Annotated in this window: 37 protein-coding genes and 1 tRNA gene; 8 read left to right on the forward strand and 30 right to left on the reverse strand. The window is 39.4% G+C overall.

Going from position 1 to position 26,553, the window contains the following annotated elements:
* Positions 1 to 25: 25 nt before the first annotated feature.
* The 12 genes from ACT29H_RS01665 to ACT29H_RS01720 are packed head-to-tail and all read right to left on the reverse strand — an operon-like array spanning position 26 to position 9,264.
* Positions 26 to 2,224, reverse strand: coding sequence for a hypothetical protein (locus ACT29H_RS01665; protein ID WP_444819853.1), 2,199 nt, complete (start codon positions 2,222 to 2,224; stop codon positions 26 to 28).
* A complete protein-coding gene (locus tag ACT29H_RS01670; RefSeq protein ID WP_444819854.1) occupies positions 2,224 to 4,413 on the reverse strand; it encodes a phage tail tape measure protein in 2,190 nt (729 codons plus the stop codon). The genes ACT29H_RS01665 and ACT29H_RS01670 overlap by 1 nt, the downstream gene beginning before the upstream one ends.
* Positions 4,406 to 4,759, reverse strand: coding sequence for a hypothetical protein (locus ACT29H_RS01675; RefSeq protein WP_444819855.1), 354 nt, complete (start codon positions 4,757 to 4,759; stop codon positions 4,406 to 4,408). Before ACT29H_RS01675 ends, ACT29H_RS01670 begins: the two co-directional genes overlap by 8 nt.
* On the reverse strand, positions 4,725 to 5,018 hold the full coding sequence (locus ACT29H_RS01680; protein ID WP_444819856.1) for a hypothetical protein: 294 nt from the start codon (positions 5,016 to 5,018) through the stop codon (positions 4,725 to 4,727). The genes ACT29H_RS01675 and ACT29H_RS01680 overlap by 35 nt, the downstream gene beginning before the upstream one ends.
* Positions 5,015 to 5,485, reverse strand: a complete 471-nt coding sequence (locus tag ACT29H_RS01685; protein ID WP_444819857.1) for a phage tail tube protein — start codon at positions 5,483 to 5,485, stop codon at positions 5,015 to 5,017. Before ACT29H_RS01685 ends, ACT29H_RS01680 begins: the two co-directional genes overlap by 4 nt.
* Before the next feature lie 2 nt (positions 5,486 to 5,487).
* Positions 5,488 to 5,736, reverse strand: coding sequence for a hypothetical protein (locus tag ACT29H_RS01690; protein WP_444819858.1), 249 nt, complete (start codon positions 5,734 to 5,736; stop codon positions 5,488 to 5,490).
* Positions 5,720 to 6,253, reverse strand: coding sequence for a CHAP domain-containing protein (locus ACT29H_RS01695; RefSeq protein WP_444819859.1), 534 nt, complete (start codon positions 6,251 to 6,253; stop codon positions 5,720 to 5,722). Before ACT29H_RS01695 ends, ACT29H_RS01690 begins: the two co-directional genes overlap by 17 nt.
* A gap of 21 nt (positions 6,254 to 6,274) precedes the next feature.
* Positions 6,275 to 6,658 carry a hypothetical protein gene (locus ACT29H_RS01700; RefSeq protein ID WP_444819860.1) on the reverse strand — a complete coding sequence of 128 codons (384 nt, stop codon included), beginning with the start codon at positions 6,656 to 6,658 and terminating at the stop codon, positions 6,275 to 6,277.
* A complete protein-coding gene (locus ACT29H_RS01705) occupies positions 6,594 to 6,830 on the reverse strand; it encodes a hypothetical protein (RefSeq protein WP_444819861.1) in 237 nt (78 codons plus the stop codon). The genes ACT29H_RS01700 and ACT29H_RS01705 overlap by 65 nt, the downstream gene beginning before the upstream one ends.
* A gap of 48 nt (positions 6,831 to 6,878) precedes the next feature.
* Positions 6,879 to 7,817 (reverse strand): hypothetical protein, encoded by a 939-nt coding sequence (locus tag ACT29H_RS01710; RefSeq protein WP_444819862.1) that lies wholly within the window; start codon positions 7,815 to 7,817, stop codon positions 6,879 to 6,881.
* Between the two features lie 34 nt (positions 7,818 to 7,851).
* On the reverse strand, positions 7,852 to 8,193 hold the full coding sequence (locus tag ACT29H_RS01715; RefSeq protein ID WP_444819863.1) for a hypothetical protein: 342 nt from the start codon (positions 8,191 to 8,193) through the stop codon (positions 7,852 to 7,854).
* Positions 8,194 to 8,226: 33 nt separating this feature from the next.
* Complete coding sequence (locus ACT29H_RS01720; RefSeq protein WP_444819864.1) at positions 8,227 to 9,264, reverse strand: ATP-dependent Clp protease proteolytic subunit; 1,038 nt, start codon at positions 9,262 to 9,264, stop codon at positions 8,227 to 8,229.
* A 191-nt stretch (positions 9,265 to 9,455) separates the two neighbouring features.
* Here ACT29H_RS01720 and ACT29H_RS01725 point away from each other — a divergent pair, with 191 nt between their 5' ends.
* The 7 genes from ACT29H_RS01725 (at position 9,456) to ACT29H_RS01755 (ending at position 14,951) form a co-directional block, all read left to right on the forward strand.
* Entirely contained in the window at positions 9,456 to 9,899 is a 444-nt protein-coding gene (locus ACT29H_RS01725; RefSeq protein ID WP_444819865.1) for a terminase gpP N-terminus-related DNA-binding protein, read from the forward strand.
* A complete protein-coding gene (locus ACT29H_RS01730; RefSeq protein ID WP_444819866.1) occupies positions 9,896 to 11,461 on the forward strand; it encodes a hypothetical protein in 1,566 nt (521 codons plus the stop codon). The genes ACT29H_RS01725 and ACT29H_RS01730 overlap by 4 nt, the downstream gene beginning before the upstream one ends.
* Position 11,462: 1 nt before the next feature.
* A complete protein-coding gene (locus ACT29H_RS01735; protein WP_444819867.1) occupies positions 11,463 to 11,891 on the forward strand; it encodes a phage protein Gp36 family protein in 429 nt (142 codons plus the stop codon).
* A complete protein-coding gene (locus tag ACT29H_RS01740; protein ID WP_444819868.1) occupies positions 11,888 to 13,045 on the forward strand; it encodes a phage portal protein family protein in 1,158 nt (385 codons plus the stop codon). Before ACT29H_RS01735 ends, ACT29H_RS01740 begins: the two co-directional genes overlap by 4 nt.
* 305 nt (positions 13,046 to 13,350) lie before the next feature.
* Complete coding sequence (locus ACT29H_RS01745; RefSeq protein ID WP_444819961.1) at positions 13,351 to 14,073, forward strand: phage head morphogenesis protein; 723 nt, start codon at positions 13,351 to 13,353, stop codon at positions 14,071 to 14,073.
* Positions 14,073 to 14,522 (forward strand): phage virion morphogenesis protein, encoded by a 450-nt coding sequence (locus tag ACT29H_RS01750; protein WP_444819869.1) that lies wholly within the window; start codon positions 14,073 to 14,075, stop codon positions 14,520 to 14,522. Before ACT29H_RS01745 ends, ACT29H_RS01750 begins: the two co-directional genes overlap by 1 nt.
* A gap of 3 nt (positions 14,523 to 14,525) precedes the next feature.
* A complete protein-coding gene (locus ACT29H_RS01755; protein ID WP_444819870.1) occupies positions 14,526 to 14,951 on the forward strand; it encodes a hypothetical protein in 426 nt (141 codons plus the stop codon).
* A gap of 306 nt (positions 14,952 to 15,257) precedes the next feature.
* Here the strand turns inward: ACT29H_RS01755 and ACT29H_RS01760 are convergent, their stop codons facing one another.
* The 18 genes from ACT29H_RS01760 to ACT29H_RS01845 all read right to left on the reverse strand — a co-directional run bounded on the left by ACT29H_RS01760 (position 15,258) and on the right by ACT29H_RS01845 (position 25,177).
* Complete coding sequence (locus ACT29H_RS01760; RefSeq protein ID WP_444819871.1) at positions 15,258 to 15,791, reverse strand: hypothetical protein; 534 nt, start codon at positions 15,789 to 15,791, stop codon at positions 15,258 to 15,260.
* Positions 15,775 to 16,017, reverse strand: coding sequence for a hypothetical protein (locus ACT29H_RS01765; protein ID WP_444819872.1), 243 nt, complete (start codon positions 16,015 to 16,017; stop codon positions 15,775 to 15,777). Before ACT29H_RS01765 ends, ACT29H_RS01760 begins: the two co-directional genes overlap by 17 nt.
* Positions 16,018 to 16,068: 51 nt before the next feature.
* On the reverse strand, positions 16,069 to 16,374 hold the full coding sequence (locus ACT29H_RS01770; protein WP_444819873.1) for a hypothetical protein: 306 nt from the start codon (positions 16,372 to 16,374) through the stop codon (positions 16,069 to 16,071).
* Entirely contained in the window at positions 16,371 to 16,994 is a 624-nt protein-coding gene (locus tag ACT29H_RS01775; protein WP_444819874.1) for an HNH endonuclease signature motif containing protein, read from the reverse strand. The genes ACT29H_RS01770 and ACT29H_RS01775 overlap by 4 nt, the downstream gene beginning before the upstream one ends.
* A 5-nt stretch (positions 16,995 to 16,999) precedes the next feature.
* Complete coding sequence (locus ACT29H_RS01780; RefSeq protein WP_444819875.1) at positions 17,000 to 17,233, reverse strand: hypothetical protein; 234 nt, start codon at positions 17,231 to 17,233, stop codon at positions 17,000 to 17,002.
* A gap of 230 nt (positions 17,234 to 17,463) precedes the next feature.
* Positions 17,464 to 17,997 carry a hypothetical protein gene (locus ACT29H_RS01785; RefSeq protein ID WP_444819876.1) on the reverse strand — a complete coding sequence of 178 codons (534 nt, stop codon included), beginning with the start codon at positions 17,995 to 17,997 and terminating at the stop codon, positions 17,464 to 17,466.
* The gene (locus tag ACT29H_RS01790) at positions 17,927 to 18,448 is read right to left on the reverse strand and encodes a hypothetical protein (RefSeq protein ID WP_444819877.1); all 522 of its coding nucleotides are present in this window, start codon (positions 18,446 to 18,448) and stop codon (positions 17,927 to 17,929) included. Before ACT29H_RS01790 ends, ACT29H_RS01785 begins: the two co-directional genes overlap by 71 nt.
* A 3-nt stretch (positions 18,449 to 18,451) precedes the next feature.
* Complete coding sequence (locus ACT29H_RS01795; protein ID WP_444819878.1) at positions 18,452 to 18,697, reverse strand: hypothetical protein; 246 nt, start codon at positions 18,695 to 18,697, stop codon at positions 18,452 to 18,454.
* The gene (locus ACT29H_RS01800) at positions 18,694 to 19,107 is read right to left on the reverse strand and encodes a hypothetical protein (protein WP_444819879.1); all 414 of its coding nucleotides are present in this window, start codon (positions 19,105 to 19,107) and stop codon (positions 18,694 to 18,696) included. Before ACT29H_RS01800 ends, ACT29H_RS01795 begins: the two co-directional genes overlap by 4 nt.
* Positions 19,108 to 19,221: 114 nt before the next feature.
* Positions 19,222 to 19,920: a DUF3164 family protein gene (locus ACT29H_RS01805; protein WP_444819880.1), complete on the reverse strand. Its 699-nt coding sequence runs from the start codon at positions 19,918 to 19,920 to the stop codon at positions 19,222 to 19,224.
* A 189-nt stretch (positions 19,921 to 20,109) separates the two neighbouring features.
* Positions 20,110 to 20,340, reverse strand: coding sequence for a hypothetical protein (locus tag ACT29H_RS01810; RefSeq protein WP_444819881.1), 231 nt, complete (start codon positions 20,338 to 20,340; stop codon positions 20,110 to 20,112).
* Between the two features lie 29 nt (positions 20,341 to 20,369).
* Positions 20,370 to 20,447, reverse strand: a tRNA-OTHER gene (locus ACT29H_RS01815).
* Positions 20,448 to 20,623: 176 nt separating this feature from the next.
* Positions 20,624 to 20,950 (reverse strand): hypothetical protein, encoded by a 327-nt coding sequence (locus tag ACT29H_RS01820; RefSeq protein WP_444819882.1) that lies wholly within the window; start codon positions 20,948 to 20,950, stop codon positions 20,624 to 20,626.
* A 58-nt stretch (positions 20,951 to 21,008) separates the two neighbouring features.
* Positions 21,009 to 21,431 (reverse strand): hypothetical protein, encoded by a 423-nt coding sequence (locus ACT29H_RS01825; protein WP_444819883.1) that lies wholly within the window; start codon positions 21,429 to 21,431, stop codon positions 21,009 to 21,011.
* Positions 21,418 to 22,053 (reverse strand): hypothetical protein, encoded by a 636-nt coding sequence (locus ACT29H_RS01830; RefSeq protein ID WP_444819884.1) that lies wholly within the window; start codon positions 22,051 to 22,053, stop codon positions 21,418 to 21,420. Before ACT29H_RS01830 ends, ACT29H_RS01825 begins: the two co-directional genes overlap by 14 nt.
* Positions 22,053 to 22,928: an ATP-binding protein gene (locus tag ACT29H_RS01835; protein WP_444819885.1), complete on the reverse strand. Its 876-nt coding sequence runs from the start codon at positions 22,926 to 22,928 to the stop codon at positions 22,053 to 22,055. Before ACT29H_RS01835 ends, ACT29H_RS01830 begins: the two co-directional genes overlap by 1 nt.
* A gap of 20 nt (positions 22,929 to 22,948) precedes the next feature.
* On the reverse strand, positions 22,949 to 24,967 hold the full coding sequence (locus ACT29H_RS01840) for a hypothetical protein (RefSeq protein WP_444819886.1): 2,019 nt from the start codon (positions 24,965 to 24,967) through the stop codon (positions 22,949 to 22,951).
* 12 nt (positions 24,968 to 24,979) lie between these two features.
* A complete protein-coding gene (locus tag ACT29H_RS01845; protein WP_444819887.1) occupies positions 24,980 to 25,177 on the reverse strand; it encodes a hypothetical protein in 198 nt (65 codons plus the stop codon).
* Between the two features lie 80 nt (positions 25,178 to 25,257).
* Between ACT29H_RS01845 and ACT29H_RS01850 the strand changes: the two genes are divergently transcribed.
* On the forward strand, positions 25,258 to 25,683 hold the full coding sequence (locus ACT29H_RS01850) for a hypothetical protein (RefSeq protein ID WP_444819888.1): 426 nt from the start codon (positions 25,258 to 25,260) through the stop codon (positions 25,681 to 25,683).
* Positions 25,684 to 26,553 lie beyond the last annotated feature (870 nt).

A 26,553-nucleotide genomic window follows, 5' to 3' on the forward strand; every position in this document is an offset into this window, starting at 1 on the left:
GCAAAAAGTCGCCATGCTCGTTTCATTATTTCACCTCCTCTAATACTACGTCAATAATTCTCATCCTGGCATCGTAAGTTTCAGAGACAATCACAAATTTTTTATTATTCCACAATGTATCATTTTGCATCGTCAATAATGAATATACCGGTAAATTATCTTCATACAACGATAGCGACAAAACAATCTGATTGTCCTGGTACTGTCTTATTATTTTATCGCCTCGAAGGTCTTCGAAATTATCCTTTGTTATCCCGTTTGCCGATACCTGAATTATATAATCGTTATCAAGTGTTATACCCCCCAAATCGGTTATATATTGGTCATCGGCCGTGTAGTGATACAATTCATCTTCTTGTTTCTCTGTTTTAAATTTTTCGCTTAAATAGTATTGTAACTCTTCGTCATTAAGACTAATAGCCTCACCTGTATTTTTATCAATTAATTCTGTCTCTATGTCTTTAATACCCAAAAGGGGCAGCGTTTCTTTTAAGTCGCCATGCTCTTCTCCATTATCGAATCGGAAAAATTCATTATAAAATACAACTTCAAGCTGATGTAAATCCCCGAATTCGGCAGGGATATCAATATTAACATCTACATTTTTATTGAATACACGCTCAAAAAACCCTGCTTCATTAATTTCATCAATAAGGTAATAAGTTTTGTGTTCTCCCGGGGTTAATTTATATATAAGTTCGTCAGACTTAGCGGCCCCGTTATTGGTAAGTGAGTAAGCTATATTCCCGTTTTTATCTTTTAAATAAATCCCTATCGTATGTTTAAACACGTAGTATTCATCAGAGGGGTAATAATCTCTATAATACCACAACACGTTATCGTCACTTACTACTTGCCCAAATGACAAAAGAAATGCTTTAAATTTTAGTCTTATTATTGTTTTTGTGGAAGGGAAAATAAACGGCGTATTTTTCGAATATCGAAAAGCCTCTTTAAGTATATTGTATGCCGAAGGTAAATCAGGGTTAGCCCATGATTCAGGATATTGATAATCGCCAAAATTCTTGTATGGATTAGAAATAAAAATGTAATTATTAAAATTAACATCGTCCTCATCAAAATCGATATCAACATTATCTACATACTTAACAGGCTTACACCCACCTGCAAAGGCTGTTACATTAAAAAAGTCATGGAAAACAGCCATGTGGGGGTATGTTAACTCCTCTTCATTTATTGTATAATTCTTAAAACCGTCTAATTTATTTACCCAGTATTCAGCCAAAAAAGAATCCTGCCCATAATTATCAGCCGCGGTTCTTATAACATTTTCGTATATATCCCCTTCAAAATTATCTTCATCATCAAAATCAACCTCTTCGATAATATCTTTAATATATCTGTTCTTTGTTAACTTATATAAGTTAAAACCTGCTTCGACAGTAAATTCGCCTGCAGCTTGCGACAATTCAGACAAATCTTTTACAACATTCATTTGCGCCGTTGTAAATGTCCCGCTGCTCCCAAGCGTTTTTGTATGCACCGTTATTGTACCATTTTTAAGGTATTCAGTATCCACTATCCACACATCTTCACCCTCTATAAATAATGTTAACCCGAGAGGTGTAAGTATGCTTTCAAGTACATCCCGACAGCTCATTACTATTCCATCTTCATCAATATAATTGTCCTGATTAACAATTAAATGTTGTAATATAATTTCGCCCGAAGGGACGTCATAACCGTTAACAGCGATATCAGCGGCATACTTAATATGGCTAAGCGGCAACCCAAGTTTTTCGATAATTCGTTCTATAACTGTAAGCATATCGGCGCTACCCGAATATGTTTCCCCGTTTTCATCAACATATCTGTCACGTTCAAGGACGTTAATCCCATTATTTGCAAACAAAGAAACATCATAATACTTATCGTCGCTGAAAGACTCCTGGTAGGTTTCTGCATCCAGGTATCCCAGAAAAAACGGTGAGCCATTTTTCAGCACTTCCACCATGCACTGTTTATAATCTGCTGTATATAAATCAAGGAATTGCCTGTCTTGCTCGGCAAACAAAACAATTTCAGCAGACATTCCTTTTGTGGCAGCAAATTTGTCATCACGATGATAGGTTCGTTTAAAAGGATTTGCTCCCGGCGTTACTTCAATTGTTTCACCGGTATAATCACGCCAATAAAGCGTTATTTTAAACAGGTTTTCTTTTATGTCCCTGAACTCTGTTATGTATTTAGCACCGTAGGCCATTATCTTCCTCTGTTTTCTCGTGTTTTATTAAATTGTAAAGCTCCTTCCAATTCGCCTCTTTTCGCTTTTATGTATACAACAGAAGGCACATTAATACTATTGCTTTGTATCATCCCTCTTAACTTATCAAGAGGGGCTATAACTTCCGGATTACTTTTTGCCCCGGGGTATTCACCCATCAAACCTACTGTTGGCCCATAAACAAGTCCACCGTCCGCAAATGCCGGAATAAGAGAGTTAAAAGCCGTGGACGCCATGGCGGCAGCTGTGGGAGCAGCAAGGATATTTAACGGGAACGGTGCCGATGCCATGGCAGCAGATACCGCAGCTGCAACACCTTTAGCTATGTACCCACTTATTACTGAGCGAACTGTATTAAGAATATTTGCACCCATCTCTGCGAAGCTATCTGCACCATTTTCAGCTGTTGCCATCAGTGAGTCTCTTAAATCCTCACTGAAAGATTGCATCAATTTCATGCGTTCAATATTCCTTCCCTGGCTTTCTTCAAGTTCTTTTTGCATCTCAATAAGATGCTGTATGGCTTCACCTTCGGCAGAATATCCTTCATCAATAAGTGTTTTAATGCTATCGGCAAGTATATTCTGTTTGTCAGTATAAAGAGTTAACTCATCGCCGTACAGTTTTGCATATTCTGAAGCTTTTGAAAACTCGCTGTTAATCTCTGCGAGCATTGCACTCAATCTGTTCTTATTACCAAGCGCTGTATTGGGGTCAAAAAGGTTTTCACTAATATCCGGCAAATCTGCCTCGCCGGAATATTTAAGTTTTGAAATATCCAATTCCTTAAGCTCTGCCGGCTTCTTTGTTAACTGTCCGGTAATAGCCTCAGCAATCACCTCTCCGGCTTCGATACCGGATTCTCTTGCATTGTCAAGGCTAACATATTCAATTTTTTCTCTTTTAACAGTATTTTCAACTGCCTCAAGAAAGTTCTCGGCCACACCATTCGCATAATCTTTCCCAAGTTGTATTGTATCCTCAAACCCTTTTTTAAGGGTTTCTTTAAGGCTTGCAAAATCGAGTTTAAAGAGGTCTGCAAGGGCATTTCCGGTTGTTTTAATTACATTCCAAATGTGATTAAATACAGTTTTAACAGTCAGCCATAAATTATCAAAAGTCATCCCCACATATTCCACTGCAGTTCTGAAAACAACGCTCTCATTATAGAGGTCAATAAACCAGTTAACCAGGTCGACACCTGCCTTTACCGAGTCGTTAATAAATTCCAGGATAGCTGCTTTGGCATTTCCTGCTGCGGCATTCATGCCTCCAAAAATTGCTGCGGCCGTGGCATTAAGCTCTGTTTGTGCTGCGATTAAACGTTCATTAGCTTTTGCCTGTTCGGACGCATTCTTAGTAAGATTATCAAGATTAGTATCAACATCTTTCAACGTTCTGATAAAGTCGAGTCCTGCATCTTCGCCGGCAGCGCCAAAAATGTCGGCAATAGCTGTTCCCACCTTAGCAGACGTTGAAGGCAGCTCATCAAGCCTTGCGCTAATAAGCTTTATTGCGTCGCTAACCTTTAAAGAGCCATCTGCCAAACCTTCTTCAATTTCTCGAGAGCTTAACCCTATGCCTTCAATAGCTGCCCTGGTCGCAGCAGTCATCTCCCTTAACCTCAGGGTTGCTTCTTTTATGGTATCAGATCCTTTGTCAGAGAATATCCCCATCTTCTCCGACTGACTCATGATGGCAATCATCTCAGAAGCATCATATCCGGCAGCTTTAAACTGTGCTGAATACTCTTTAATTTGTTCGAGTAATTCTCCTGAAGCATCAGCCCCGGCAACAAATCCTTTCCTTATCAAGGCCAATGCCTCGCTATTTGTCTTACCAAATTGTTTTGCCAGGGCATTTCCTGTTAATAGTACTTCTTCATAATCTTTCTTATAAACATCCGCAATGGCTTTAATTTCGCCAGTAACAGAGTTAAGCACTCCCCCCGAAAGTCCGGTTAATTTCGCCACAGAAGTACGTATATTATCAATTTCTTTAGCATAATTATATGCCTCTAAAGCCGCATCTTTAATTTTATCTGCAGCGAACAACCCTGCTGCGGCAGCGCCGGCGGTTTTAAGTAATCCCTTTAAATTTCCTGCACTCTTTTCAAATTTGCTGGTATCGGCTTTTAACCCGATTATGTATGTGTATTTTTTAGCCATTCCACTTTTTCTTTAACATCTCAAATCGTTCCTGAGTACTCATAGGGGCATCATGTGGTGTTTTTATTTCCCTTTCCCAAGGGAATCGGTTAATATCATAAGGTGTTATTTGTTTCTTTTGCGGCGGGCATATGGTCCAAAACACCTGCATTCTGGTTCGTTCCCATGCCAGGCGCTCTTCGTGTTCTTTATTTTTTACCCACAGCTGCCATGCCTCTGCAAACTCAAATGGGGTCATGTTTAGAAAAGTATCCAAACCCAACCCCATTTGTCCAATTGCTATTCCGGTTAATTGTTCTGCAGTCAGGTCATCACTCTTTTTTTTTATCCGGGTTATCCCCGGCATCGTCGTTGAGCTCAGCGAGTTTTTCGAGCGCGTTAGGTTCTACATTGTCAACGAACGTTTCAAAGTCCATATCGAACTCAATTTTCTCACGAATACAAGCACCCTTAACAAGACAGTAGAGAGCGTACAACACGGCCTCTATGGCGCCGTTTTTGATGTCTTTTTGCTTAAAGGCGCTGCGTTCAAGGTCAACCTGTGCCCGCATGGTTTTATAAAGGGGATAAGTTTTATCCCCAATTTTTATTGAAGTTTGCTTCATGATCCACTCACAGTTTTAATTTCTGTTTTTCCGTTAATTGATATGGTACAGGAATAGGTGGCAATTCCATCATGAGCATTTTCATTGCTCAATTCAGTTATATAACCATAACCTTCCTCATACTTATCGCCGGCTTGTTCCGTACGCTCGAAATAATCCGGATCATCAGACGGCCGACCCGACAGTTTTATGTGTACCAACTGATTGGCATCAAAAATCTGCTTCAAATCAAAGTAGTCATACCCGTCATAAGTACGAAGTCCTTGTATCGAAACCGTTGATACGTTATGTTTCCCCGGCTTCAAATTAGGATGCCTGCCTGTGTCTTTTGAAGAAACTTCCTGCGCCGACATTCCATGTGTAACAGAATGCGTCGTTGCGTGGGCAACAGGCGTCCATACGGGTGTGCTTTCATCGCCAGTGTTAATATAAAGAAGCACGTCGCCTCCATGTACTACTTCACTCATAATTAATCCTCCTTATTTTTATTAAAGAACCACCAGCCTTTATTTGGTTCCTGTTCTTCCTGTTCTTGCTTATTAATATTATTCCAATTTCCTTCGTTATTACGGCCCTTGATTTTTTGTTTCCCTATTTCCATCACCGTTTCGGGCTTATCTAATACCTTTGCGTAGAACCAAGCCCCGGCCGGAAAGCCTATAATAATTCCTATTAAAAAGGCCGCAACAAAACGCCATGGCTTAAGTATCTTCATCATCATCAATCCAGTTTGAAAATTTATAAACCTGTCTTGTGAGCCTTCGTTTCCGGTAAACTCCATCTCCTTCCCGGCTGCCCGCTTCGTTGGTATTGCCTTCGACAGTAATTATTGTGGTGCCATTATATTTATCTACAAACCCGACGTGAGCTATTCGGCCTTTATTTTTAAAGTATATACCAAATAGATCGCCCGGCAGAGGATCCTTATTCTTTATATTATAAGTTTTATCGCGTGGGAACCATGCAGGCGACCATGCCGGGGAAGCAGGTCCCTCAATACCGTTTTGCACAAAAACCCAATTAACGAAAGCAGCACACCAGGCATATCCTTTTGTAAAGCCTGCTGAGGCCAGATATTGTTCTACTTCCAAACCGTCATTTTGCCCGGTTGCTTCTCTTACTCCAATTTGAGAAGTGTAAGTTTGCACAACCTGATCTCTCACAGGTTGTGCATCCATAAAGACGAGCGGGACGGCTACAATCAAAATCAATAATATCATTAGAATTCTTTTCATTTCAACGTCTTTTAAAAATTATTACAATACACTTGTAAAAATTATTACAGCACCCAAAAAGTACACTGCAAACAGTGCAAGTGAGTACCATAACCTGAATGTGTTGTTTGTGTGAACAGAGAATAATTGCCCCAGATAATTATCAACAAAACGCCCTATTTCCGGGAATATAATTCTTAAGGCTACCCAGCTAAAAGCCGTGGCGGCATAATAAATTACCAGTCCGAACAACAGAGCCTGAAACAAGCCTGCATCATCGACGCCGGCTGTTGGGTCAATCATGCGCAATACCGGTCCGGAAAGTGCCCAGGCGACCAAAGCCGCCAGAAAAGGCACATATTCATTCCATCTCTTCCGGATCACACTCCAACTTCTTTTCAGTATGTTTACGATGCTCTCTCTCATGTCTTATCTTTTGTTTTATTGTATACCAGGCTGCTATAATGGTGAAAATAAAGGCCACATTTTGCAGAAACCACGTCACCATATCCGGAATATCAGATGGGACAATATCAAGAAACACCCCGAAACAAAAACTGAATATTCCGCCAAACAGCCTGCCGTGTTCTTGTAACATAGTTTTCATAGCTTAAAAGCGGTCCGGGGACTCCCGAACCGCTGCGGGTTAGGCATTATCTTCAAGCAAGGCAACAACGCCTTTTTCGTCTTCACGAACAATGGCAGCCCCAAAGCGAGTATAAGAACTGATAAGGGTACCGCCAACATAATCGGCACGGTCGGTATTGATCGAAGTCTTTACAGTTCCTTCTGCCCGGCATACCATTTTTTCATGCCAAAAGAGGTTTGCAGGTCTGTCAGAATTAACGATTTCATCCATAGCTCGCTTAACAGGTGTAGAAGCATTGCTGTAGAGCAACCCGATATCCATCCGCTCGGTTGACCTGGTCATAATTTCAATGTTCATTATCCTGCCAAGGATGCCTTGCTCCAATTTTGTGGTATAACCTGTTTTTTCGTAACTCACAAAATCGTCAATATTCAGCAAATCGCTGTAAGCGTCAGCGGTAAGCAGAGCATACCATTTACCGGGTAACCCGGAAACATTCATCCGCAACAGCAGATTATACACCTTTAAGATGTCTGCTTTAGTTATTGCTTTTCTGTTTCCCGTGAGACCTGCCACATTGGTTGCTCTCCCTTCGCCGGTACTTTTAATAATATTGGTTGACTTCGTTGGGCCCCAATTGTGTGCCGCAATATCCGCACACCTGGTATTAATTACCCCGGCCTGCTGTTCTTGTTTGGTTTGCCGCTTACTGTAATTGGTAAGCATCTCACTCTCGCTGGTTATCAAAATGGGGGGTGCATAAACAAGCTCAACAGGATAAGTTGATTTTGAGTCGTCAGCTTTTGTAACCTTAAGCGGGTAGCTATCTGGTTCACCGTTCTTTGCTTTCGGGATCGTGCCTTGCTGTGGTTTCTCTACGGCAATGGCATTAATTGCAACCCCGGTTTCCCCAATAGACTTTTTAAAGAAGCTATTATCAGGGAACAATTGTTTCTGTAATTCTTTCGAATATACAGTAGTTCTAATTTCACTCATCGTCTCAAATATTAGAGGTTAGAAATTTAATTACTTAATCGATCTGAACATCGGCGCCGGCCATTACAAAACTGGTGCCGTCAAAAACGAATAAGGCAGTTTTTGTTTTGCCTGCCACTCCGGTCAATGAAGCACCTGTCATTCCATTACCGAATATTGTTGCTTGCGTTGCGGATGTCTTGGCCTTAACCATAATCATCGCTCCAACTCCAACGTCTTCAGAAATTGTCAAATTCAAAGTTCTGTCATCCGTAGCCTGAGTACTTACTCCATCAATGATTGTTAACTCATTGTTAATCTCTATTTCCTGATTTCCGGATGCGCTCAGCTGAACGGTTGATGCTTCGCCAAAAGGCCATTTTACTATTTTTTCCATATCCTTATTTTAGTTTTGGTTTAAAGAAATGCATTAAAGAGATGCCTCATATTCATCAAGAAGCTGGTTGAACTTTTCGGGGTCTTCTTCCTTTATTTTTGCAAGCGCCTGAGGGTCGTTGCGCTGATACCAGTCATAAGTTTTTTCTGCCTTAATTTTCTTTGCCCTATCGTCAACCAATTGGCTCAACCTTGCCTGTAATTTTTCCTTTTTAGTGTCAACAGGCTTTGCAGCCTTCAGCTGGTCAACTACTTTTAAATAAAGGTCAACATCCTGCATTGCGAGTTTTCGCATACTTTCACGATTGTCATCATTAATCACACCGACATCTTCGCCAAGTCTGATGTATCGATCAACAATTTCCCTCTCTCTTTTTTCGAGAGTCTCAATAACTGTTTCCTCGGTACTGTTTTCCGGAAGTCCGAGTTTTGCAAGAATTTTTTTCATTGTTCTCTGTTGTTTAAAAGGTTCATATTCACTATCAACCATTGCCACCAATTGCTTTGGCGCCATAGCGGCAAGTTCTTTTTTCCCGGTTGCAATAATCTCATCAATTAATCCTTCGTCAAGAGCTTCCTGGGCATTATACCAGGTATCAGTAATAAGAAGTTTTTTAATATACTCTTCCTCTTTCCCTCTTTTACTTAATAGGGTAATAATTATGCCTTTCAGAGCATCGAGGGCCTTTTTCTCCTTTGCGCTCAGTTTTGTAATTCTATTACCGTCATCATCAACATAGTATGGCGAATGAAGCATAATTCTTGCATAATCATTCATCCTTACATGATCGGCTGCCGGTAAAAGAGCTGCAGCCATACTGGCTGCAACTCCATCAACCTGAGCTATAATGAAAGCCTTTGCTGCCATCATTGCACTTACTATACTAAGCCCCTGGCTCACTGAACCGCCGTCAGAATTTATTCTGATAATTATTTCATCAAATTCCTTGTCTGCATACATGAGTTCCTGTGCGAAATAATCGCCATCAACCTTATCGCCAATTAACCCATAGAGTAGGAAAGTAATTTGCTTTTTCTCTCGCGCAATAATGTGCCGTGTCTTTAGTTCCATAAATTCCGTTTTATAAAGTCAAGTCTCACTCAAGTCGCATTGAAAACATTTCAAATTCTTTGAGCAAATGTGACAATAGAATACAATGCAGCCAATAAACTGTTTAAGGCCTGGACTTTTTAGTCCGACCCTTATACTTTTTTTATAATAAAAGCGGGATATAAAAGACCTTCGCAACAAAGATTATTGTTATGAAAGAAAGAGATGCAGCGCGCATATTATACACAGAAGGGTGGACGCAAAAAGAAATAGCCCGGACATTGCGCAGGTCGGAAAAGACAATCTGCACCTGGAAGCAGAACGACAATTGGGATAAGCAAAAAAGCGAATCACTCATTCAACGGCAAACAGCCGAAGAAGGAGTATGGGAACTTATTTTGTATCAGCTCAATGCTTTAAAAAACATTAAGCAACAATACGAAAGAGAGGGCTCAAAAAAACTTATCTCAAAGGGCGATATCGATGCATTGCAGAAGCTTTTTACTACTGTTAAAGGGAAAGAACTTGAATGGAGTACAATTGTCAAGATACTAAGAGAATTTGCGCAATGGTTAAAAAATGAGAATCTGGAGCTTGCTCAGGAACTGGTCGATTACATGGATGCATATCTTAACGAAAAACGTCGCATGCTATGAACGATTTAAGCATTAAAGCAAAACGTGAATATCAGCAATGGCTTACCGAAAAGGCAAGCATCCAGCGCGCTGCACCGGCAATTAATGAATCAGCTTCGCAAAAAAAACGGCGCATTGAACAGTTATTGTCTTCATTCGCAAAGTTTGCACAATACTATTTCAGCCACCTAATGGACAGCGAGTTTGGGTGGTTTCATATTAAAGCAGCCAGAGAGATACAAAAGAACACCGATATTTTTGCTATTCTTGAATGGCCCCGCGAACACGCAAAATCGGTATTTGCCGATATTATGATTCCGATGTTCCTCAAAGCCAGGGGCGAACTTTCGGGGATGATGATTGCAAGTGCCAATAACGATAAAGCAAAAGGGTTGCTTGGTGATATACAGGCAGAGCTGATGTTTAATAAAAGATATATCGCCGACTTTGGCGAACAATATAATCTTGGAAACTGGCAGGATGGACACTTTACAACAATAGACGGGATTGGCTTTTGGGCTTTTGGACGCGGACAATCACCCAGGGGAACCAGAAAATCAGATAAGCGACCCAATTATGGTGTAGTGGATGACATTGACGATGCACAAATCGTAAAAAATGAATCCAGAGTTGACGATATTGTCGATTGGGTTTTAGGCGATTTTTACGGTGCAATGCCCAATAAAGGCAGCCGATTAATAATTGCCGGGAACAGAATACATAGGGCAAGTATATTAGCCAAATTGGTTGGAGATGTTGACCCCGACACACCCAAAAGGCAAGGCATTACCCATATCAAAGTATTTGCTCTGGAAGATAGTAAACACCGCAAAGACTTAAGTACTTCGGGCCGCCCCGCATGGAAAGAACGGTACACCCGCGAAATGATTATCAACAAAATGACCCGTATGGGGTGGCGCCTTGGCCTTCGCGAGTTCTTTCATCAACACATGGTGGTTGGTAGAATCTTTAAAGACGATGACCTTATTTGGGCCAATTTACCCAATTTAACTGCTTATGACAAGCTGGTAACTTATAACGATCCTTCGTTTAAAGGCACAAAGAAAAATGATTATAAGGCAATTGTGCTGGTCGGGCGCATAGGACGGTACTTTGACATAATTGATGTATTCTGCCGTCAGTGCACCACCGGTGAAATGGTAAGAGGGCATTATAATATTGCTGATAAATTACCTCAAAATGTGAATTGCAGACACTATATGGAAGCTAACTTTATACAGGATATATTGATTGAAGAATACTATAAAGAGGGCGACAAAAGAGGTTATTACCTCCCTATTCGAGGCGACAGAAGGAAAAAGCCGGATAAAGAAGGCAGAATTGAAAACTTGTCAGCCTTAACAGAGCAACACGTAATAAGGTTTAATATAGAGCTTAAACACGAGCCTGACATGCAAGTGCTACGAGAACAATTCCTTGCCTTTCCGGACGGGGACCACGACGATGGTCCTGATGCCGTAGAAGGCGCCATATATCTTTTAAACAAAAAACACAGCAGAAGAGGAACCGCACAAACAACTCGTGCAGGTTATTATATACGCAACAACTCAAGGAGGTACTAACATGGACTTTATTCAAAAAGAAGATTACAGCACACGCGTTGATAGTGCAATAATTGATCAAATTACCGGCGGCAACGATTCACTACTTGATGAGGCAGAAAAAGATGCCGCCTCAGTAATTATTGACCGTTTGGGCGACAAATACAACGTTCAAAGCGAGTTGGCGCATACCGGTGAAGACAGAGACAGGTCGTTAATGAGATGGATGATTAGTCTTTCTCTGTACTACATTTATGCACGTGTGCCTGACGAAGAAATTCCGGAACGTGTTATCAAAGATTATGATGATACGCTTTCTGAATTGGATAAAATTGCCTCCGGCAGGTATGCATGTAACCTTGCTCGAATAACGAATGAAAGAGGTGAAGCAACAACCTCAATTCGAATGGGTAGTAATCATTTAAGAACTCATAATCCGTATTACTTATGAAATTCAATTTGTTAAACTGGATGGGGAAAGGAAATATTGACAAAACCCCAATAAACGGATACAGGCATAGCCGCAAGGCTGAAAAGAAGAGCCCGGACAGGATTAAAATGGAGATGAAAAATCTCCGTCAAGCCATTGAAGATGCTCTGGATGCTGACAACCCGGACAGAAGAGACCTTATTTCGTTGTATGAAAATGCCGTACAAGACAGCCACGTTCATGCACAAATAGAAATTGCCAGGAATAAAATTGTGTCAAGCCCTTTTATACTTAAACGCAATGGTGTAGTTGATGAACAAGCTACGGAACTGTTACGTCGAGAATGGTTTGAAAAATTCCTCGGCTACGTACTTGATTCAGAGCTGTGGGGCTACACGCTGGTCGAAGCAGGTGATATGAACGACAACGGCGAATTTACGGATATGATTATATTCCCGCGCAGGAACGTACTGCCCTTCAAAAGGGCTATTTGCCTCGACAGCGATTCCCCCGACGATTACATTCCTTATGCAGGGAAAGACTTAACGCCTGAACAATTCTTTTTTATTGAATTGGGAACACCTGACAACCTTGGAAGCCTTAGGCTTATAACCAGAGAGGTGATATGGAAAAACTTCGCCCGTTCTGACTGGTCTCAGGCCTCTGAAAAATATGGAATGCCTTATTTGTCGATAAAAACAGATACAACAGACAAAGCTGAGCTGGATAGAATAGAGGCAATGGCTCGTAATTTCGCATCGAATGGTTATGTTATTACCGACCACGATGACGAAGTAACAATACAGCAAGTATCGCACACCGATTTTTACAAGATATACCTGGAAAACGCTCAGTTTTGTGATGAACAAATATCGAAATGTATAAACGGCCAAACAAGTTCAAGTGACGAAAAGGCCTTTGTTGGAAGCGCCGAAGTGCATGAGCGAATACTTAACGATTTTCATAGTGCACGATTAAGACGTTGCACCAACGTTGTTAATAATAAACTAATCCCATTTTTAATTTTCCATGGTTATCCGCTCGAAGGGTGTCGTATAGAGTTTTTAGATTTAACAGCTAAAGACAAAGAAAAAAACACCACACCTCAAAGCCGGCTATTAATTAATGGCATAAAAAAAAAGCCGATAGCCGCCTCACGAAATTTACCCTGGTAGGTGAGAGCGGCGATGATTTAAATAGCTATATTAAACGAATATACCAGGGACAAAAAGGGATTGACAGCGATATATGGGAACTTAATTTTAAAACCATTTCAGGGGCAGTATCCGACAAAGTAGCAGATATAACGAATGTTACATATAAACATCGCGACTGGGCATTAGCCGAACAATTAAGAACCAACGCCGCCGTTTTTGCGGCCTTTAAAAACCATAAAGAGGCAAAGGAATTAATTAATTTAATAACTGATAAGGATGGAAAAATCCGGTCTTTCTCTGAGTTTAAAAAGCTTGCTACACCAATAACCGAACAGTACAATAAAAATTGGTTGAGGACCGAATACGACCAGGCACTTAGTTCGGCCGAAATGGCTAAAAAATGGAACGGATTTATTGCCGATAAGGATTTGTATCCTAACCTGGAATATGTGGCCGTAATGGACAGCCAGACGCGCAATAGTCATGCCGCACTTAACGGCACTATTCGTCCAATAGATGATCCGTTTTGGGATAGTCACTATCCGCCCAACGGTTGGGGGTGTAGGTGCGATGTTGTGCAAACCGACAAACCGGCAAACAAAGCCCCTGATTTAACACCTGACAAAGGGTTTAACAACAATCCGGGTAAAAGAGGTAAATTATTTAGCGACGATGCAGGTTATTATGATGTTACAAAAGAGGAAATGAACGAAGTTAACCAACATGCCAACGAGTTGCTTAAAGCTAATATAATTAAAGAAGCGACAGAGATACTTACCAACAAATTCGTTCGTTCAGGCAATTTAAAGATTGCTTTCTCTGAGAAAGGTATTAAAACAACTGCCAGCATAAATAAAAAAACAAAAGCCATGGCATTACTGCTTAATAACGACAACATTCAGCAGCTTATCGATGCAGCAGAAAAACACATTGTAAAAGGGAATGTTCATATCTGGACCGGCGAAGATGCCGGAATAAGCTTTGAAATTAAAGCTACTGAAACAACTACCGGAACTCTTATTTTTGACTATGTTAAAATAAAGTAATGGACATAAACAAAAAACTACAACAGGTACAAAACGATATTGACGACTTAATTAAGCGAGATTTGCCGCGCGTAATTAAGCGTGAGGGCCTCGCTTTTATTGCCGATAACTTTGCGAAACAGGGATTTCAAACCGGCAAAGGCATCGAAAAATGGAAGAAAAGAAAACCTCCGAAATCTCGGAAAGAGCAAAGACGTCAGGGAAGAAACATCCTTGTAGACAGAGGTCATTTAAGACGTTCATGGGAACAAGAAAGCACAGAAAAACCCGGTCAGGTAATATTTCAAAGCAGCCATCCGGCAGCAGAGGTACACAACGAAGGTGGAAGAGCAGGTCGGGGGAAAGGTTTTCAAATGCCAAAGCGACAAATGATTGGCGACAGCGATGAACTTAACGCGAGAGTAGAGAAAAAAATTGATAGTTTAATGGACAAAATTTTAAACAAATAAGATATGCTATATCAAATTTTTAAAGCTATAAAAGAGCAATTATCCGTTATCAATGATTTAAAGGATATACAATGGTTTAATAACCAATACGACACAACTATACACACTCATCCTGTGGCATTTATTGAATTCCCGGAAGAGTTTGCGCCGCAGCAAATATCTAATGATCTGGATGAAGGGAGTCTTGCCATTCGAATTCACGTAGTAAGCAAGGTTATTAGCCGGATAGACAACGACATTCCGGATATTGCGGTTCAACAAAACGAGGATATTGCAATGGCAGTTAAAGATAATTTAAACGGTTTTACACCCACCTACAATGGCAATCAATTAAGCACTCGATTAAAATTAAGCGGGTGGCAGCATTATCATAAATACAGCGGATGGATGGTTACTTTTGTTTCGTTTACCACCAACATCAGGAAATAAAAAAAAGCCCCAGAGCGGGGCTTAAAACAAAAATTTATTCATTCATTTTAATAGCACATTGATAAGATGGCTGCAAGTTCGTAACTTGCTTTTCATTCTTTTTGGAACTCATATAAAAGAATTTTAAAAAAAAAGAACGCAGCCCTACGTAGGTGTGAGTTCCAATTCGTCGCGGGGCGATGAATCAGTACGGTCGTTTCCTCTCGTACCACCTTATAGAGCTGCGCCTTTATGTTAAGAAAAAGTTCTCAGGTTATTGCCCCTGAGTTGACAAATTGGAACTCAAAGGCAATATTACAATTTTTTTTAATATTCTACAACTTCAATCACTTTAAAATTTCCATCAACAGGCAATAATTTTACCTGCCATCTGGTCCTAACCATTGCTCCAAATCCGTTCTGTGAATCAACATGAAATTGACAAATAAAAATTCCGTCTTCATCCCATGATTTGGATTCATTGTCATGAAAACTTGCAAAATTAGCTGTTGACGGTGACCTCAATCTCTTTTTTACCGCTTCTTGTGCGACATTAAAAGCCCTTATAGCAAGGATGGATTTTTGTTTTTCTAATATCTTATTTTCCCAATTAGGTCTTTGTTTAAAAACAACACTGTCGGCATAAGGGGTCAATTCTGGATACAAAGATACAATACTATCAACTTCAGATATCAATTTATCCAATTCAGAAAAACTCGTCACATCTTGTATCTTATTTACAATACTATCAATTTCCATTGATGCCTTTTCAGTATCAGACATTGTTACAAATAAAATAGCACCCCCAATAACAGGCAATACCAGAATACCAATTAAAATAGTTTTAAAAGTCTTTTTCATAACGATTTAATTTTTTTTGGTTAACACTCTCATTGCATATTTCTTTTAATTCCTTAGTTGCCGGAATTGCAAGATATTCATAAAAAGTTGAGCGAGAAATAAAGAAATGTGGGGCAATGTAACGTTTGTATATCTCCTCGTTAGTTATACCCTGTTCTTTGAATCGAAGATATACTTCCTGAACTCTCAATACTTTTTTTAAGAAATTCTTCCTTGTATAAGCCATATTGCCCCGCTTTTTATTTCAAAAATATATCATTTTAGATGATTCTCAAAACTAACTACTTCCGCCCGGTCTATAATGTTCTCGTCTATACTCGATATCTTTAATAGACTCATCTAATGCCAAATCTTTGTCCTCAACCGTTGCGGCAATAGCTTTCACCTGTTCCCTGGACATCTCTTGCTTAACATGTTCCGGAATTGATTTAAGAAAATCAACTTCCGTCTTCGCAGTATCAATAATTGTTCCTAACAGACCTCTAATTTCCTGGGCTTGTTTAACATCGATTTTACCTTCTTTTAAAAGCTTAATAGCTTCAATGGCTTCGTTTCTAACTTCGGTGAATGTTATTCTACTCATTGTCCCTTAATTTTAGCGTTAATACTACGTGAAAGAATACCTTTTAACCGAACTAACTCCTGAACCGGTTCCGGTAGATTCAGCAGTGAATTTCGTCTTAAATTCTCCTCTCTCGATATCAATTCAAGGTTATCGAGTTGTACATTTTTAGGGTTTCCGTCTTTAAACACCAGGCAATACCCTTTAGGAATTGGCCCGTGTGCTTTTTCCCATATAACTCGATGCAACAATCTGTACTCCCCTTTCCTTACCCTAATTTCAATATAGCCATCTTTTGTGGTTCTTGTATGCCCGTCATACTTAGTGTTATGCGGCTCATGGCCCTTTTTAAACCAGGTCTTTTCGCAACCGGGCGCACACCACCCTTTCATGCCCTTATTAAAAGGTATATTACCTTTTTTGAATTGTGTTTTTCTGCCACCATGCAATGGGTTCTGCATACTCTTTCGGGCCATTTCTGCCACACACTCTTTTGTCTTTTTTAGTCCCATGGCTCTGGCTTGATTGTAAACAGATTTTAAAGACACACCCAAATGGTTGGCTATTTCTTTGCTCGGTTTATTAGGGTAATTTTCTCTTATATATTCCTTTTCGGCTTCGGTGTAGTAGTGACGTTGCATGGTTGTTATTCTAAATATTTTGACATGTCATCTCTAAAATTAATTGCATGCTGTTTTTCAAAACCATCTATATACTTATAAGCATCGGTTTCTGATTTCATTTTAACATCTATCTTGGCTATTACGTCATCAAAATCAGTTCTAAGTTGAACAACATATTCGTCTACCCCCTTTTCTTTCATAACAGCAAGAACTTGTATTCCATCCTGCAACTCAATTAGTTTGGCAAATCTTTTCATTATTACATATTTTTATCAATTATTTGTGCATATTTTATTAGAGAAAATGTGTGTTTACAATCTTATCATCAACACAGACTCATTATCAATGAGAGGCGAGTAGTCAATGGTTGTAATTCGAATAAGCCTCCCTTTTCCTTTACAAGCCTTACATTCTTTTGTTGTGTATTTCACACCCCTGTCACCCGGATCAACCAAAATACTCCCTATCCCATTGCATGCCGGGCATGCTATAACTTTTCTGATTGTTTTTTTGTGAACGTCTTCCATTGTACATCCTTTAAAGGTTTAACTTCTCTATCAAGAGTATCCGGATTTTCCTTCTCGGCGAGATGATTGTTGTAGTTCATTTCTTCTGCATCCTTAAGCCTTTGCTTTTCATACTCTGCGAAAGCTGCAAGAACTTTGTTTTCTGTTAATTTCCCGTACTGTTTGCTTTTCTTTAACTGCTGCAACACATAGTAACAATCTTCAAGCGAGTAATAGTAAAAAGTGCTTGCAACTTCTGCTGATACTGCCAATGCTGTTTCTTCATCAAACTGAGTCTCGAACGCCTGTGAAGCCTCAACCAGCAATATCGACAATACACCCTCGACCTTTTCCTGTCCGTGTTTCTTCTTTAATAAAGCCAGAGAAGGATATCGATTGTTAATTATTGTAGCGGGTGTAAGGCGTGCGAATTGACGCACAAGGTCAATCCGCGAAGCGCCTCCTAAGATCATCTGCAGTATTCCGCGCTGCTGTTTTGCCGGTGTTTGTCCCATTCTTTAATTGGTTTACAATTTTATTAAGTTGAGAATTAACAAACCTCAAATCCATATTCCTTTGATAGAAATCTTCGAGCCTGTTCCATCTGTGCAAAATGAATTTCCAGGCATCCAGCGCCTCGTCTTCAGAACCTGTAAGTCCTTTAAGGTATTGTCCTATATCTTTAAGAGCTTTCCCGTCAGCACCCATAAATCGATAGTCGAGGCCCGTTTGAGAATGATAGAATTCCATCCAGGCTTTTTGTGCGGGTTTGAAAAATCCATCTTTAGGCTTTTGCTCTATTTTTTTAAACCATTTTTCGGGAATATGACTTTCCTTTTCAGGGACAATAGTTGCAAGTTCTTCCAGGTCAAGTGTCCCTTTTTTTACTTCAATTCTCTTAAGTTTTCCACGAGAATATGAAACAATAACCTTATCATTATTACATTCAACTTCATACTGTGTCATAGCTCAAATTCTTTCAAATGATTCAATATTGAGATCATAAAGTCCGAGAAAATCTCTGGCATCTTTTGCATCTTTTTCTGATGCAAAATACCAGGCTCCTGCTCTGTGAACAGAAAAACAATCTTCGCCATCTTTCCGAAACTGAAAAAACAGTTTTGTGTCGCCACAATACTTGGTCAGGCAATATATCTTATTGTCTTTACTACGACTATTAAAAACCTTTTCAATAGCTTTTAAAATCCATTTCATAGCTTACCCTCCACTTGTTGTATTTTTTCTGCTATTGCTTTATGCAGAGATATCCTGCGTTGCCAAACTCGATTATAAATTTCGCTTTTCATTCCTTTAGGTACATTCGGCAAAGGCCATGCTTTTAACTCATCTTTCAAGTCATAAATTTGTTGTCTCACAATTTCCTGCTCTCTGTTATCCTTATTGGTTTCATGGGTATTATCTTCCTCTAACTCCAAGCAGTATTCTCTCATAAGCTTTATTGTATCAAGTCCTCTAATAGGTTTTTGAAGCTTAATGTCGTAGCAATTAGTGCTTCCATATCGTTTTACATCCTCTATTACACCGCGAGCACCAATTACTTTTCCCGGAATACCTCTTCCCGCCGGCAATTCCTTTATAGTAACAATACAACCTTTCTTAAACATATCAATTAATTTCTGATCGTTTATTAGTTCTAAAAGGCTGCTGTTTTTGTTCTTTATCTGGCATTAACAACATGAAAACAAACATTAACAGCAGCCATATAAATATCAAATAATTCATAACTCATCAGTATTAACTCCCGCCCCGTCGGGGAAATCAACAGAAGTAATACTTAGCGGAATATTAACAGCTTTGCCGGTTACAGGGTCTTTATAACTTGCCTCGATGAAATAAGCAGAGCGATTCGGTTTATAAGCGTCTTTTATTATATCAACTGCCTCTGTTAGCCCCGGGTCATTAATATCTTTGGCAAGTTTTTGTAACTCTAATACTCGCGAAGGTTTTAAATTTCCTTTTTGGTCTTTTTTGAGAAACCCTTGTATTATTCTTACCAGTTTAGCTGTTTCTTCATTAGTGCTAAGACTGTCTATGTAGTCATTAACTTTAGCGATACCGGCCTCAACGGTATCGTCCCATGAGTCAATAATCCGAAATCCAATAACTATTGAATTTCCTTTATTGTCAGTAAAGGTGTGAGACTGCTGCCCATTTCGATAGCCATACAATTCCTTCTTTTGTTTAAGAAGGGAATTAAATAGATTAAATATTTCCGCTTTTTTTTGACTTAAAAAACTGCTAAGAACTTGAAGATCCTTAATAGTATTACCGACAACTTTGTTGACATTGTCGCGGTAATTCTCGCGTTCTTTCCTTTTCTTTTCTTTTTCAGCTTCCTCTTCAGCGATAAGCTGCTGTTTTAAGGCAGCTCTCTGTTCCGGAGTCATTTTGCTTAAATCTAAATTCATTGTTTCCATATCATTTAATTGTTTTAAAAATTATACATAAAACCACTATCCCAATTATTGTCGATACTAAAAAACCCAGCATAAAAAGGAGCCATAAAGGCAACAGGATCACTATCCACGATAATGTTATCACATCAGTGAGCTTTAACAGAGCGAGCAATAACTCACTCACAACAATTAGTTTCAGTAATTTCATTATCATACAAAGTCCTTATCTTGTAATATTGTGCCTGTAATTGTCACGTTTTTTTCATTATACCCTTCAATTCCTTTATCTTTCTTTCTCTGGTAATGTTTGTATCTGCATTTTTGGCAGACAAAAACATCCATATCAGAATCGTAGAATCCATACCATAAGTCCGGAGCTTTAGGATCGAACCCCGGATTTTTACCGCAGTATTCACATTTTGTAAAGCCAAATAATTCCATAGCTGTGTTTTTTGAGGTTAAATGAATTGAGGGGAAGGCAGGATTCGAACCTGCTTCAGACTCTCTGTTTTAAGGCGCCGTCCGTGTTACCGTTACACCACTTCCCCTTGTGCGACAGGACTATCAGCTTGGCCTTCACTGAAGTCGAACATCCACCTGCGCGCCGATTTTTGTTCGATTTTCGTCCTGTCTTCTCTCTCTAAAGGTTGTGGGGAGTTCCGGAATCGAACCGGAAAAGTAACTATCCAAGACTCCCCATGAAGCGCAGAACCGTTTACAGCACTTATGCATTCTGTCTCAATCTTTCTTCCTTTACTATCTTATCATGCAGCAATAACCACGGTCTTTTAGTTTGCCGCTGCATATCAATAAGGTGGTCAATGCTCTTATTGGGGTTGTCCCAATCGAGATATATTTCACATGTGTTGACCCATTCTATAATCCAGTAGTACCAGAACACATTGCTTGTGATATACCTTCGAACTATATGCTTTAATGATTTCCCTTGGTAACCCTCTTTTATAAAGAGATCTTCAACAAATTCGCACCCCGTCTCATGCAGTAATTCGAGGTACTCATCTGGTGTCATGTCGTGTAAATCACAAATCATTCTTTCGCAGCGAATTACACGTTTCTTAATATTTGTATCATTACGTTTCATTGTTAATTCATTGAGATATTGTTGTACAAGGCTTTTTCAGCTTCTCTTTCCTTTTTTTTGCAATACTTGCCAGTTTTCGATAAAGAGTTTTAAGCTCTTCAATATTCATCTCATAAAGCATCTTTCCGGCAATTCTTTTGTCAAGCAGAAACTTATTTACACGCTCCCAATCATTATTGTCTGCATATACTCCACATTTGTTAAGCATTACAAGTACATTGCTTCGCCATTGTCTTATTGTCCGAGTCGTATTATATCTTTTATTAATCGCGATTTTTAACCTTTCAATAAGGTCATCAAGTTGTTGCTCTGTCAACTCTGTAGTACTTGTAACACCATAAGATGAAAGAATATCCTTCTTATTAGGAAGTGCCCCTAACTTAAACAATAGAGCATGTAACAATTGCCGTTTTCTCTTAATATTCATCATCTTCATAAATTTGATCGCCCCAATATTCGGCAGCACCTTCAGGCCAAATAATAAAGTGTTTTCCACCGCCATACCGACTCATTACTTCAGCTCTGTAACCTTCAACCCAAATCTTTACAAAAGAGTCATACCTTATTTGCTTTGCTACTCTACCGGAAGGATGTTTCCCATCGGCGTGCGATATGAGTATGAATAACTTTCGAGGGAATTCTGCTCTTAAAGCCTTATAAGAAGCATATGTTAAGCCGCTGTATTGAATACTGTCAATAGCTATAATATGTGGTGATTTATGCTTCTTTAGTCGCTTTATGAGCTCGTCGATAGGTTCCTGATCGAGTAGTATTATGTTTCTTGATACTTCATGCATCCTTTCCGATTCAAAGGCAATCTGCATCGACCTCGAGGCCCCCTCTTCGAGGGAATTGTATGCCACCTTACCAAATTTTGTAAGGTATTTGCACAACTGAAGTGCAAATCGTGTCTTCCCATTGCCTGAATGCCCCCATATAATCCAGCTTCCACCTCGTTCAGGCTCCCCAAAAGAAGCCTTCCATTTGCCGGTAAATGGCATTACATGGGGTTTATAATTATATAGCTGTGTAACACTTACTGCTCGAGCCATTACGCATTAGCTTTGTTGTTTAACTTTTGTATTTCAGTGTAAATTCGTCGCAACGAACCTTGTGTTTTACTATACAACTGCTGAACATTAGTAACGCCATTTGCTTTTGCAATAAGAGCCACCTGGTGGCGTTTAAATTTCTCAAGTTCTTCGCCGCCGTCCGGTGTTATTTTTTGATAGCGAGAACCGTATCGGCTAAATATTTCTGTATATCCAACTTTCTTATTACCCAAATTCTTTTCAATTTTTTTCCTTAACCCGTCAGCCCCTATCATGTACCAGCCACAAACATACTCCGTCGCATTCCAGAGAGCTTTTAACTCAAGGAAGGCAGGATAATCAAGGTCACCGGCTTCGTCCAATACCACCAAGGGATTGGGTACAGACCTAAGATAGAATACAAGGTCGTCGTAAACGTCACTATATCGGCCAATGTGGTTTAGCCCGAACTCCCTGGCTATTGCTCGAATTAGCTTTTGTTTGGTTTTGTATTGGCTACAATCTATGTAAGCGGCATTCTTATTGTTGCGGCAGAACCATTTTGCAGCGTAAGACTTCCCAACGTCAGCACTATCACAAAGGAGACCGCTTAAAGAATTTTCTTTACAGGCAGCCAGCTGTTGAGTAACAAATTGGAATACGGGTGTTTTGGCAGTAACAAGTTCTTTGCGCCCGGAAATTTCAACATTTAGCCTCCTGGCAATTGAGATCCACTTGGCATCGGAAAGAACATTCTCAATATCACCTCTTGTTATCCTACTAAATTGAGATGAACTAATGCCGAGGGCAACGGCCATTTTTGCATCACTCGAATAGTTTTCGCGGCTCTTTTTAATAGCCTCGATAATTCTTTTTTTAATTTCTAAAGTCATCATAGCTCAATAGTTTTAAAGTTTTACAATGAGTCTAAAGCTCTTTGAATATTGAATTCGTCATCATCAGTGAAATCATCAAAACCGAAATCGTCAGAATTGGAAGTGTCTGGGACTGTTTCGACAATGATATCCTCATTGTCTTCCTCTTCATTTTCTATTACATGAAGCTTTGCAAGAGAAGCCTTGCCTTCTTTAGCTATCTTATCAAATTTGCTAACATACTTAGCCTGCTGAGTATAAGCTTCCAGGTCTTCCTCGGTTTGCTCTGCCGTGGCAGTGTTGTATGTTTTTATCTTATTGGCTTTACAGATAAATGTTTGTCCCTGGTATAAGTAGACTTCATCAATGCCATCTTCAGTCGGCAAGTAATAAGCATCGACGGTGTAATTGTTAGGCATTAATTTTCCAAGAACTTCAGGAGTAGGGAGTTGATACTTCTCATGAAGCACCGTAACATACTGCGAGCGTCTGATGCTCGTTCGAGTATGTTCCCCTATGTACCGTACAAGTATAGCTCTATCAATTTTTGTTAGTTCCGGGTTTTGATTTCGTTTAAGAACTTGCATTCTTGTCATTCCCGGAAAAAGCTTTTGATTAGGATGTAAACTGTTATTAAACTTTTCTATAACGAACCTGTCATCAGCTACGATTTGGTCGAAGGTGTATGTTTTTTCTCGGACCTTCATTCCCTCTTCGTCCCAGGTTTTTTCAACCTTAGGTCTGTTGGCTTCAAGCTTTGAGTAAAAACGACCAATTCCGTCCTGGTACCTTTTCTCATATCCATACTTCTTAACCCTGTTCATTGTCTCTGCATACTTTTCCTGACTGTTCCCAGGGTTACACCAGCGAACAAATGGGAATATAATCCCGGCTTGCATCAAATCATCTTTAAACTTGTTAACAAGGTGATGTTCAACTTCAACTTCTGCCGGAGTTCCCATATTATTCCTATCAAGGAACCTAAACATGTCACGCACACAATTAATGAAAAGATCTTTGTCTTTGTGTTTGCTATAAGCAGCACCAATAACACAACCACTCAAAACGTCGTAAGCATAATAAGCTTTAACTCTGCTGCCATCTTCAAGCTTGCGCGGCAAGTCGCGGTCATCAAGAGAAATTTTCGACAAACTAAATTGAGGTCCATGCCGATGATGATGGGGCCTGTGCAATGTATTAAACGCAAGACTGTCGTTCCTGGCTTTATCTACAATAAGCCTGTTCTTAGGATTATTAATGTAATTCCAGACGGTGCTCTCACTGATCATTACAGGTACACCGTTTTTATCAAAGAAGTCGTTCCGGTCGTATATCTCACCAGTATCATAATCAACCACCTCTATGGCTCCTGATAAAAATTGAAGATATAAATCATGAACACTCGCGGCGAAAGGTTTATTCGGCATAGCATATAGAGATAGTATGAGCCGTTCTAAGTCTGCCGTAACCTTCCTTGAATTACTATTACAATAACCTTTATGAATTAGTGCATGATACCCATCTTCCATGTATTTTTTGTAGCGTTCTTTTAGGCGTCGAGGGTTTGAAGGCAGAGAGTGCTTATATTTATCTTTTAATTGTTCTACCGTCTTTGCAACACTTTCCCATATATGAGATACCCTGCCGCCTAATGCTTTTCTTTTGCCTATCCTCTTTGTTATCACCCTATGTATTGCATTAAGGATATCTGCGTTTGCTGAATATTCTGCAATTACTTCATCCGGCAAATGTCTTCCATCCGGCAGTTTAAAACTACTATAATAAGAGCGCGCATGATTGTCGGCAATAATGTGTTTTTCAAAATCATCAATCCGGGCCTTTTTCCGCGGATCGCCGATTCTTGCTTCAATGACTACCCTAAACCGGTCGGGCACTGAATCATATTGAATAAGAGCAGGACGTCCAGGACCACCACCTTTACGAACAACTTTCATTCGTCCCCGCGCAATAAGAGAATCATAATTTGATTTACTCATTATGCCTTCGCGATGTAGCCATCCGCCTTCAATACATAATATGTTGTTGTGGTATTCCAACATGATGCATACAGATTATTCTGTATTGACTTCTTTAGCTAACTTTTGACGTGATTCAACAAGCATCCTAAGGACATTTATGGCTTTTTTGTATTTTTTTGACGTAGGACGGCGCAAAATCTGTCTTGTATTATTGTCCGTTTCGCCAATTATTTCAGCCACAATTTTAATGTCACCAAATTTTTTTTGCTCTAAAACTTGCTTTTCCGTCATTTTTTCAATTAGCTTTGTAATAAACTTGTGACAATATTACAGCATTTTCTGTATTATTGCAAGAAAAAAGACAGAAAATTTTGCATAAAAACGCAGAAATATCAGAACGAATTACAAGGATGCTTGAATTCCTTGAGCTCAAGCCGGCTCAATTTGCTTCAAAATTGGGCTATGATAGAGCACAAACTATCTATGATATAGAAAAAGGTAGATCTAAACCATCCTATGATTTTTTTAAAAGATTTGTCGATGCAGGATTTGCTGAATTGATAAACATAGAATGGCTAATTTCAGGTAAAGGACCAATGGTTAGAAACCAAAAAGAAGTCACTGATAAATCCACAAAAAAAGAAGATGCTGATTTAGCTCCTGTATTAATAGAATATCTCAAAGAAAAAGACAACGACATAAAACAACTCGCCGAAGAAATTGGCCGCCTTAAAGCAGAAATTTCATACCTCAAGAACAATGCAGATAGAGGCAATATGTACGTTGCCGAACCTTAACACACACAAATAATTTACCCCGATAAATTTAACTATCTGACAAACAGACAATAAACCTATGCAAGTCTTTTTCTAATCATGGTATTTTCCCCCGTTTAATTTTAATTATTAGCCTTCTTTCAAGCATTTTTTTGTATTTTATCATCATTCTATTGAATGCATTTTTTTGTATTTTGCAAGCCCTTTTGCAAGCCCTTTTGCAAGTCCTTTGCTATTTTTTTATGTATTTTATCACAGCACAATCAGGCATTAAATTCCCTTGACAATATGCTTGCAAATGCCCTTGTAATATTCTTTTATACAAACATTTAAACAATGTTGAAATGGAATGGAAAAGACATAAAAAAAGGGACCATAAAAGCCCCTAATTATTGAAGTAATATCGTTGAAATTTTAATATTTCTGCACAATTCGTTTTGAATTGTTTTTTGTTAATCCCTTAAATATTAGCTTTTTGCGTATTTGCATTTTGCACAATTCGTTTTGTCCCCCTTACGCTGCAGGCTGCAGCAGCATATCTTAAACATTAGCTGACCCGCTGCAGCATGCAGGAACAAATCTTAAACGTTAGACGACTCGCTGCAGCGTGCAGGAACAAATCTTAAACGTTAGCTGACTCGCTGCAGTGTGCAGGAACAAATCTTAAATGTTAGCTGACTCGCTGCAGCGTGCAGGAACAAATCTTAAACGTTAGCTGACTCGCTGCAGTGTGCAGGAACAAATCTTAAACGTTAGCTGACTCGCTGCAGCGTGCAGGAACAAATCTTAAATGTTAGCTGACTCGCTGCAGTGTGCAGGAACAAATCTTAAACGTTAGCTGACTCGCTGCAGTGTGCAGGAACAAATCTTAAATGTTAGCTGACTCGCTGC

Source organism: Thermophagus sp. OGC60D27, assembly GCF_052400625.1.
GTDB lineage: Bacteria > Bacteroidota > Bacteroidia > Bacteroidales > Marinilabiliaceae > Thermophagus.

Bases quoted from the DNA above. Each gene is read 5' to 3' on its own strand.
- ACT29H_RS01780 (WP_444819875.1), bottom strand. From the start codon at position 17,233: ATGAAAAGATTTGCCAAACTAATTGAGTTGCAGGATGGAATACAAGTT.
- ACT29H_RS01795 (WP_444819878.1), bottom strand. From the start codon at position 18,697: ATGAAATGGATTTTAAAAGCTATTGAAAAGGTTTTTAATAGTCGTAGT.
- ACT29H_RS01810 (WP_444819881.1), bottom strand. From the start codon at position 20,340: ATGGAATTATTTGGCTTTACAAAATGTGAATACTGCGGTAAAAATCCG.
- ACT29H_RS01805 (WP_444819880.1), bottom strand. From the start codon at position 19,920: ATGGAAACAATGAATTTAGATTTAAGCAAAATGACTCCGGAACAGAGA.
- ACT29H_RS01755 (WP_444819870.1), top strand. From the start codon at position 14,526: ATGCTATATCAAATTTTTAAAGCTATAAAAGAGCAATTATCCGTTATC.
- ACT29H_RS01685 (WP_444819857.1), bottom strand. From the start codon at position 5,485: ATGAGTGAAGTAGTACATGGAGGCGACGTGCTTCTTTATATTAACACT.
- ACT29H_RS01775 (WP_444819874.1), bottom strand. From the start codon at position 16,994: ATGCAACGTCACTACTACACCGAAGCCGAAAAGGAATATATAAGAGAA.
- ACT29H_RS01715 (WP_444819863.1), bottom strand. From the start codon at position 8,193: ATGGAAAAAATAGTAAAATGGCCTTTTGGCGAAGCATCAACCGTTCAG.
- ACT29H_RS01790 (WP_444819877.1), bottom strand. From the start codon at position 18,448: ATGACACAGTATGAAGTTGAATGTAATAATGATAAGGTTATTGTTTCA.
- ACT29H_RS01740 (WP_444819868.1), top strand. From the start codon at position 11,888: ATGAAATTCAATTTGTTAAACTGGATGGGGAAAGGAAATATTGACAAA.
- ACT29H_RS01750 (WP_444819869.1), top strand. From the start codon at position 14,073: ATGGACATAAACAAAAAACTACAACAGGTACAAAACGATATTGACGAC.
- ACT29H_RS01730 (WP_444819866.1), top strand. From the start codon at position 9,896: ATGAACGATTTAAGCATTAAAGCAAAACGTGAATATCAGCAATGGCTT.
- ACT29H_RS01700 (WP_444819860.1), bottom strand. From the start codon at position 6,658: ATGAGAGAGAGCATCGTAAACATACTGAAAAGAAGTTGGAGTGTGATC.
- ACT29H_RS01670 (WP_444819854.1), bottom strand. From the start codon at position 4,413: ATGGCTAAAAAATACACATACATAATCGGGTTAAAAGCCGATACCAGC.
- ACT29H_RS01770 (WP_444819873.1), bottom strand. From the start codon at position 16,374: ATGAGTAGAATAACATTCACCGAAGTTAGAAACGAAGCCATTGAAGCT.
- ACT29H_RS01845 (WP_444819887.1), bottom strand. From the start codon at position 25,177: ATGACGGAAAAGCAAGTTTTAGAGCAAAAAAAATTTGGTGACATTAAA.
- ACT29H_RS01825 (WP_444819883.1), bottom strand. From the start codon at position 21,431: ATGATGAATATTAAGAGAAAACGGCAATTGTTACATGCTCTATTGTTT.
- ACT29H_RS01800 (WP_444819879.1), bottom strand. From the start codon at position 19,107: ATGTTTAAGAAAGGTTGTATTGTTACTATAAAGGAATTGCCGGCGGGA.
- ACT29H_RS01675 (WP_444819855.1), bottom strand. From the start codon at position 4,759: ATGCCGGGGATAACCCGGATAAAAAAAAAGAGTGATGACCTGACTGCA.
- ACT29H_RS01725 (WP_444819865.1), top strand. From the start codon at position 9,456: ATGAAAGAAAGAGATGCAGCGCGCATATTATACACAGAAGGGTGGACG.
- ACT29H_RS01720 (WP_444819864.1), bottom strand. From the start codon at position 9,264: ATGGAACTAAAGACACGGCACATTATTGCGCGAGAGAAAAAGCAAATT.
- ACT29H_RS01765 (WP_444819872.1), bottom strand. From the start codon at position 16,017: ATGGCTTATACAAGGAAGAATTTCTTAAAAAAAGTATTGAGAGTTCAG.
- ACT29H_RS01735 (WP_444819867.1), top strand. From the start codon at position 11,463: ATGGACTTTATTCAAAAAGAAGATTACAGCACACGCGTTGATAGTGCA.
- ACT29H_RS01695 (WP_444819859.1), bottom strand. From the start codon at position 6,253: ATGAAAAGAATTCTAATGATATTATTGATTTTGATTGTAGCCGTCCCG.
- ACT29H_RS01760 (WP_444819871.1), bottom strand. From the start codon at position 15,791: ATGAAAAAGACTTTTAAAACTATTTTAATTGGTATTCTGGTATTGCCT.
- ACT29H_RS01690 (WP_444819858.1), bottom strand. From the start codon at position 5,736: ATGATGAAGATACTTAAGCCATGGCGTTTTGTTGCGGCCTTTTTAATA.
- ACT29H_RS01840 (WP_444819886.1), bottom strand. From the start codon at position 24,967: ATGTTGGAATACCACAACAACATATTATGTATTGAAGGCGGATGGCTA.
- ACT29H_RS01710 (WP_444819862.1), bottom strand. From the start codon at position 7,817: ATGAGTGAAATTAGAACTACTGTATATTCGAAAGAATTACAGAAACAA.
- ACT29H_RS01785 (WP_444819876.1), bottom strand. From the start codon at position 17,997: ATGGGACAAACACCGGCAAAACAGCAGCGCGGAATACTGCAGATGATC.
- ACT29H_RS01830 (WP_444819884.1), bottom strand. From the start codon at position 22,053: ATGGCTCGAGCAGTAAGTGTTACACAGCTATATAATTATAAACCCCAT.
- ACT29H_RS01665 (WP_444819853.1), bottom strand. From the start codon at position 2,224: ATGGCCTACGGTGCTAAATACATAACAGAGTTCAGGGACATAAAAGAA.
- ACT29H_RS01680 (WP_444819856.1), bottom strand. From the start codon at position 5,018: ATGAAGCAAACTTCAATAAAAATTGGGGATAAAACTTATCCCCTTTAT.
- ACT29H_RS01835 (WP_444819885.1), bottom strand. From the start codon at position 22,928: ATGATGACTTTAGAAATTAAAAAAAGAATTATCGAGGCTATTAAAAAG.
- ACT29H_RS01820 (WP_444819882.1), bottom strand. From the start codon at position 20,950: ATGATTTGTGATTTACACGACATGACACCAGATGAGTACCTCGAATTA.
- ACT29H_RS01705 (WP_444819861.1), bottom strand. From the start codon at position 6,830: ATGTTACAAGAACACGGCAGGCTGTTTGGCGGAATATTCAGTTTTTGT.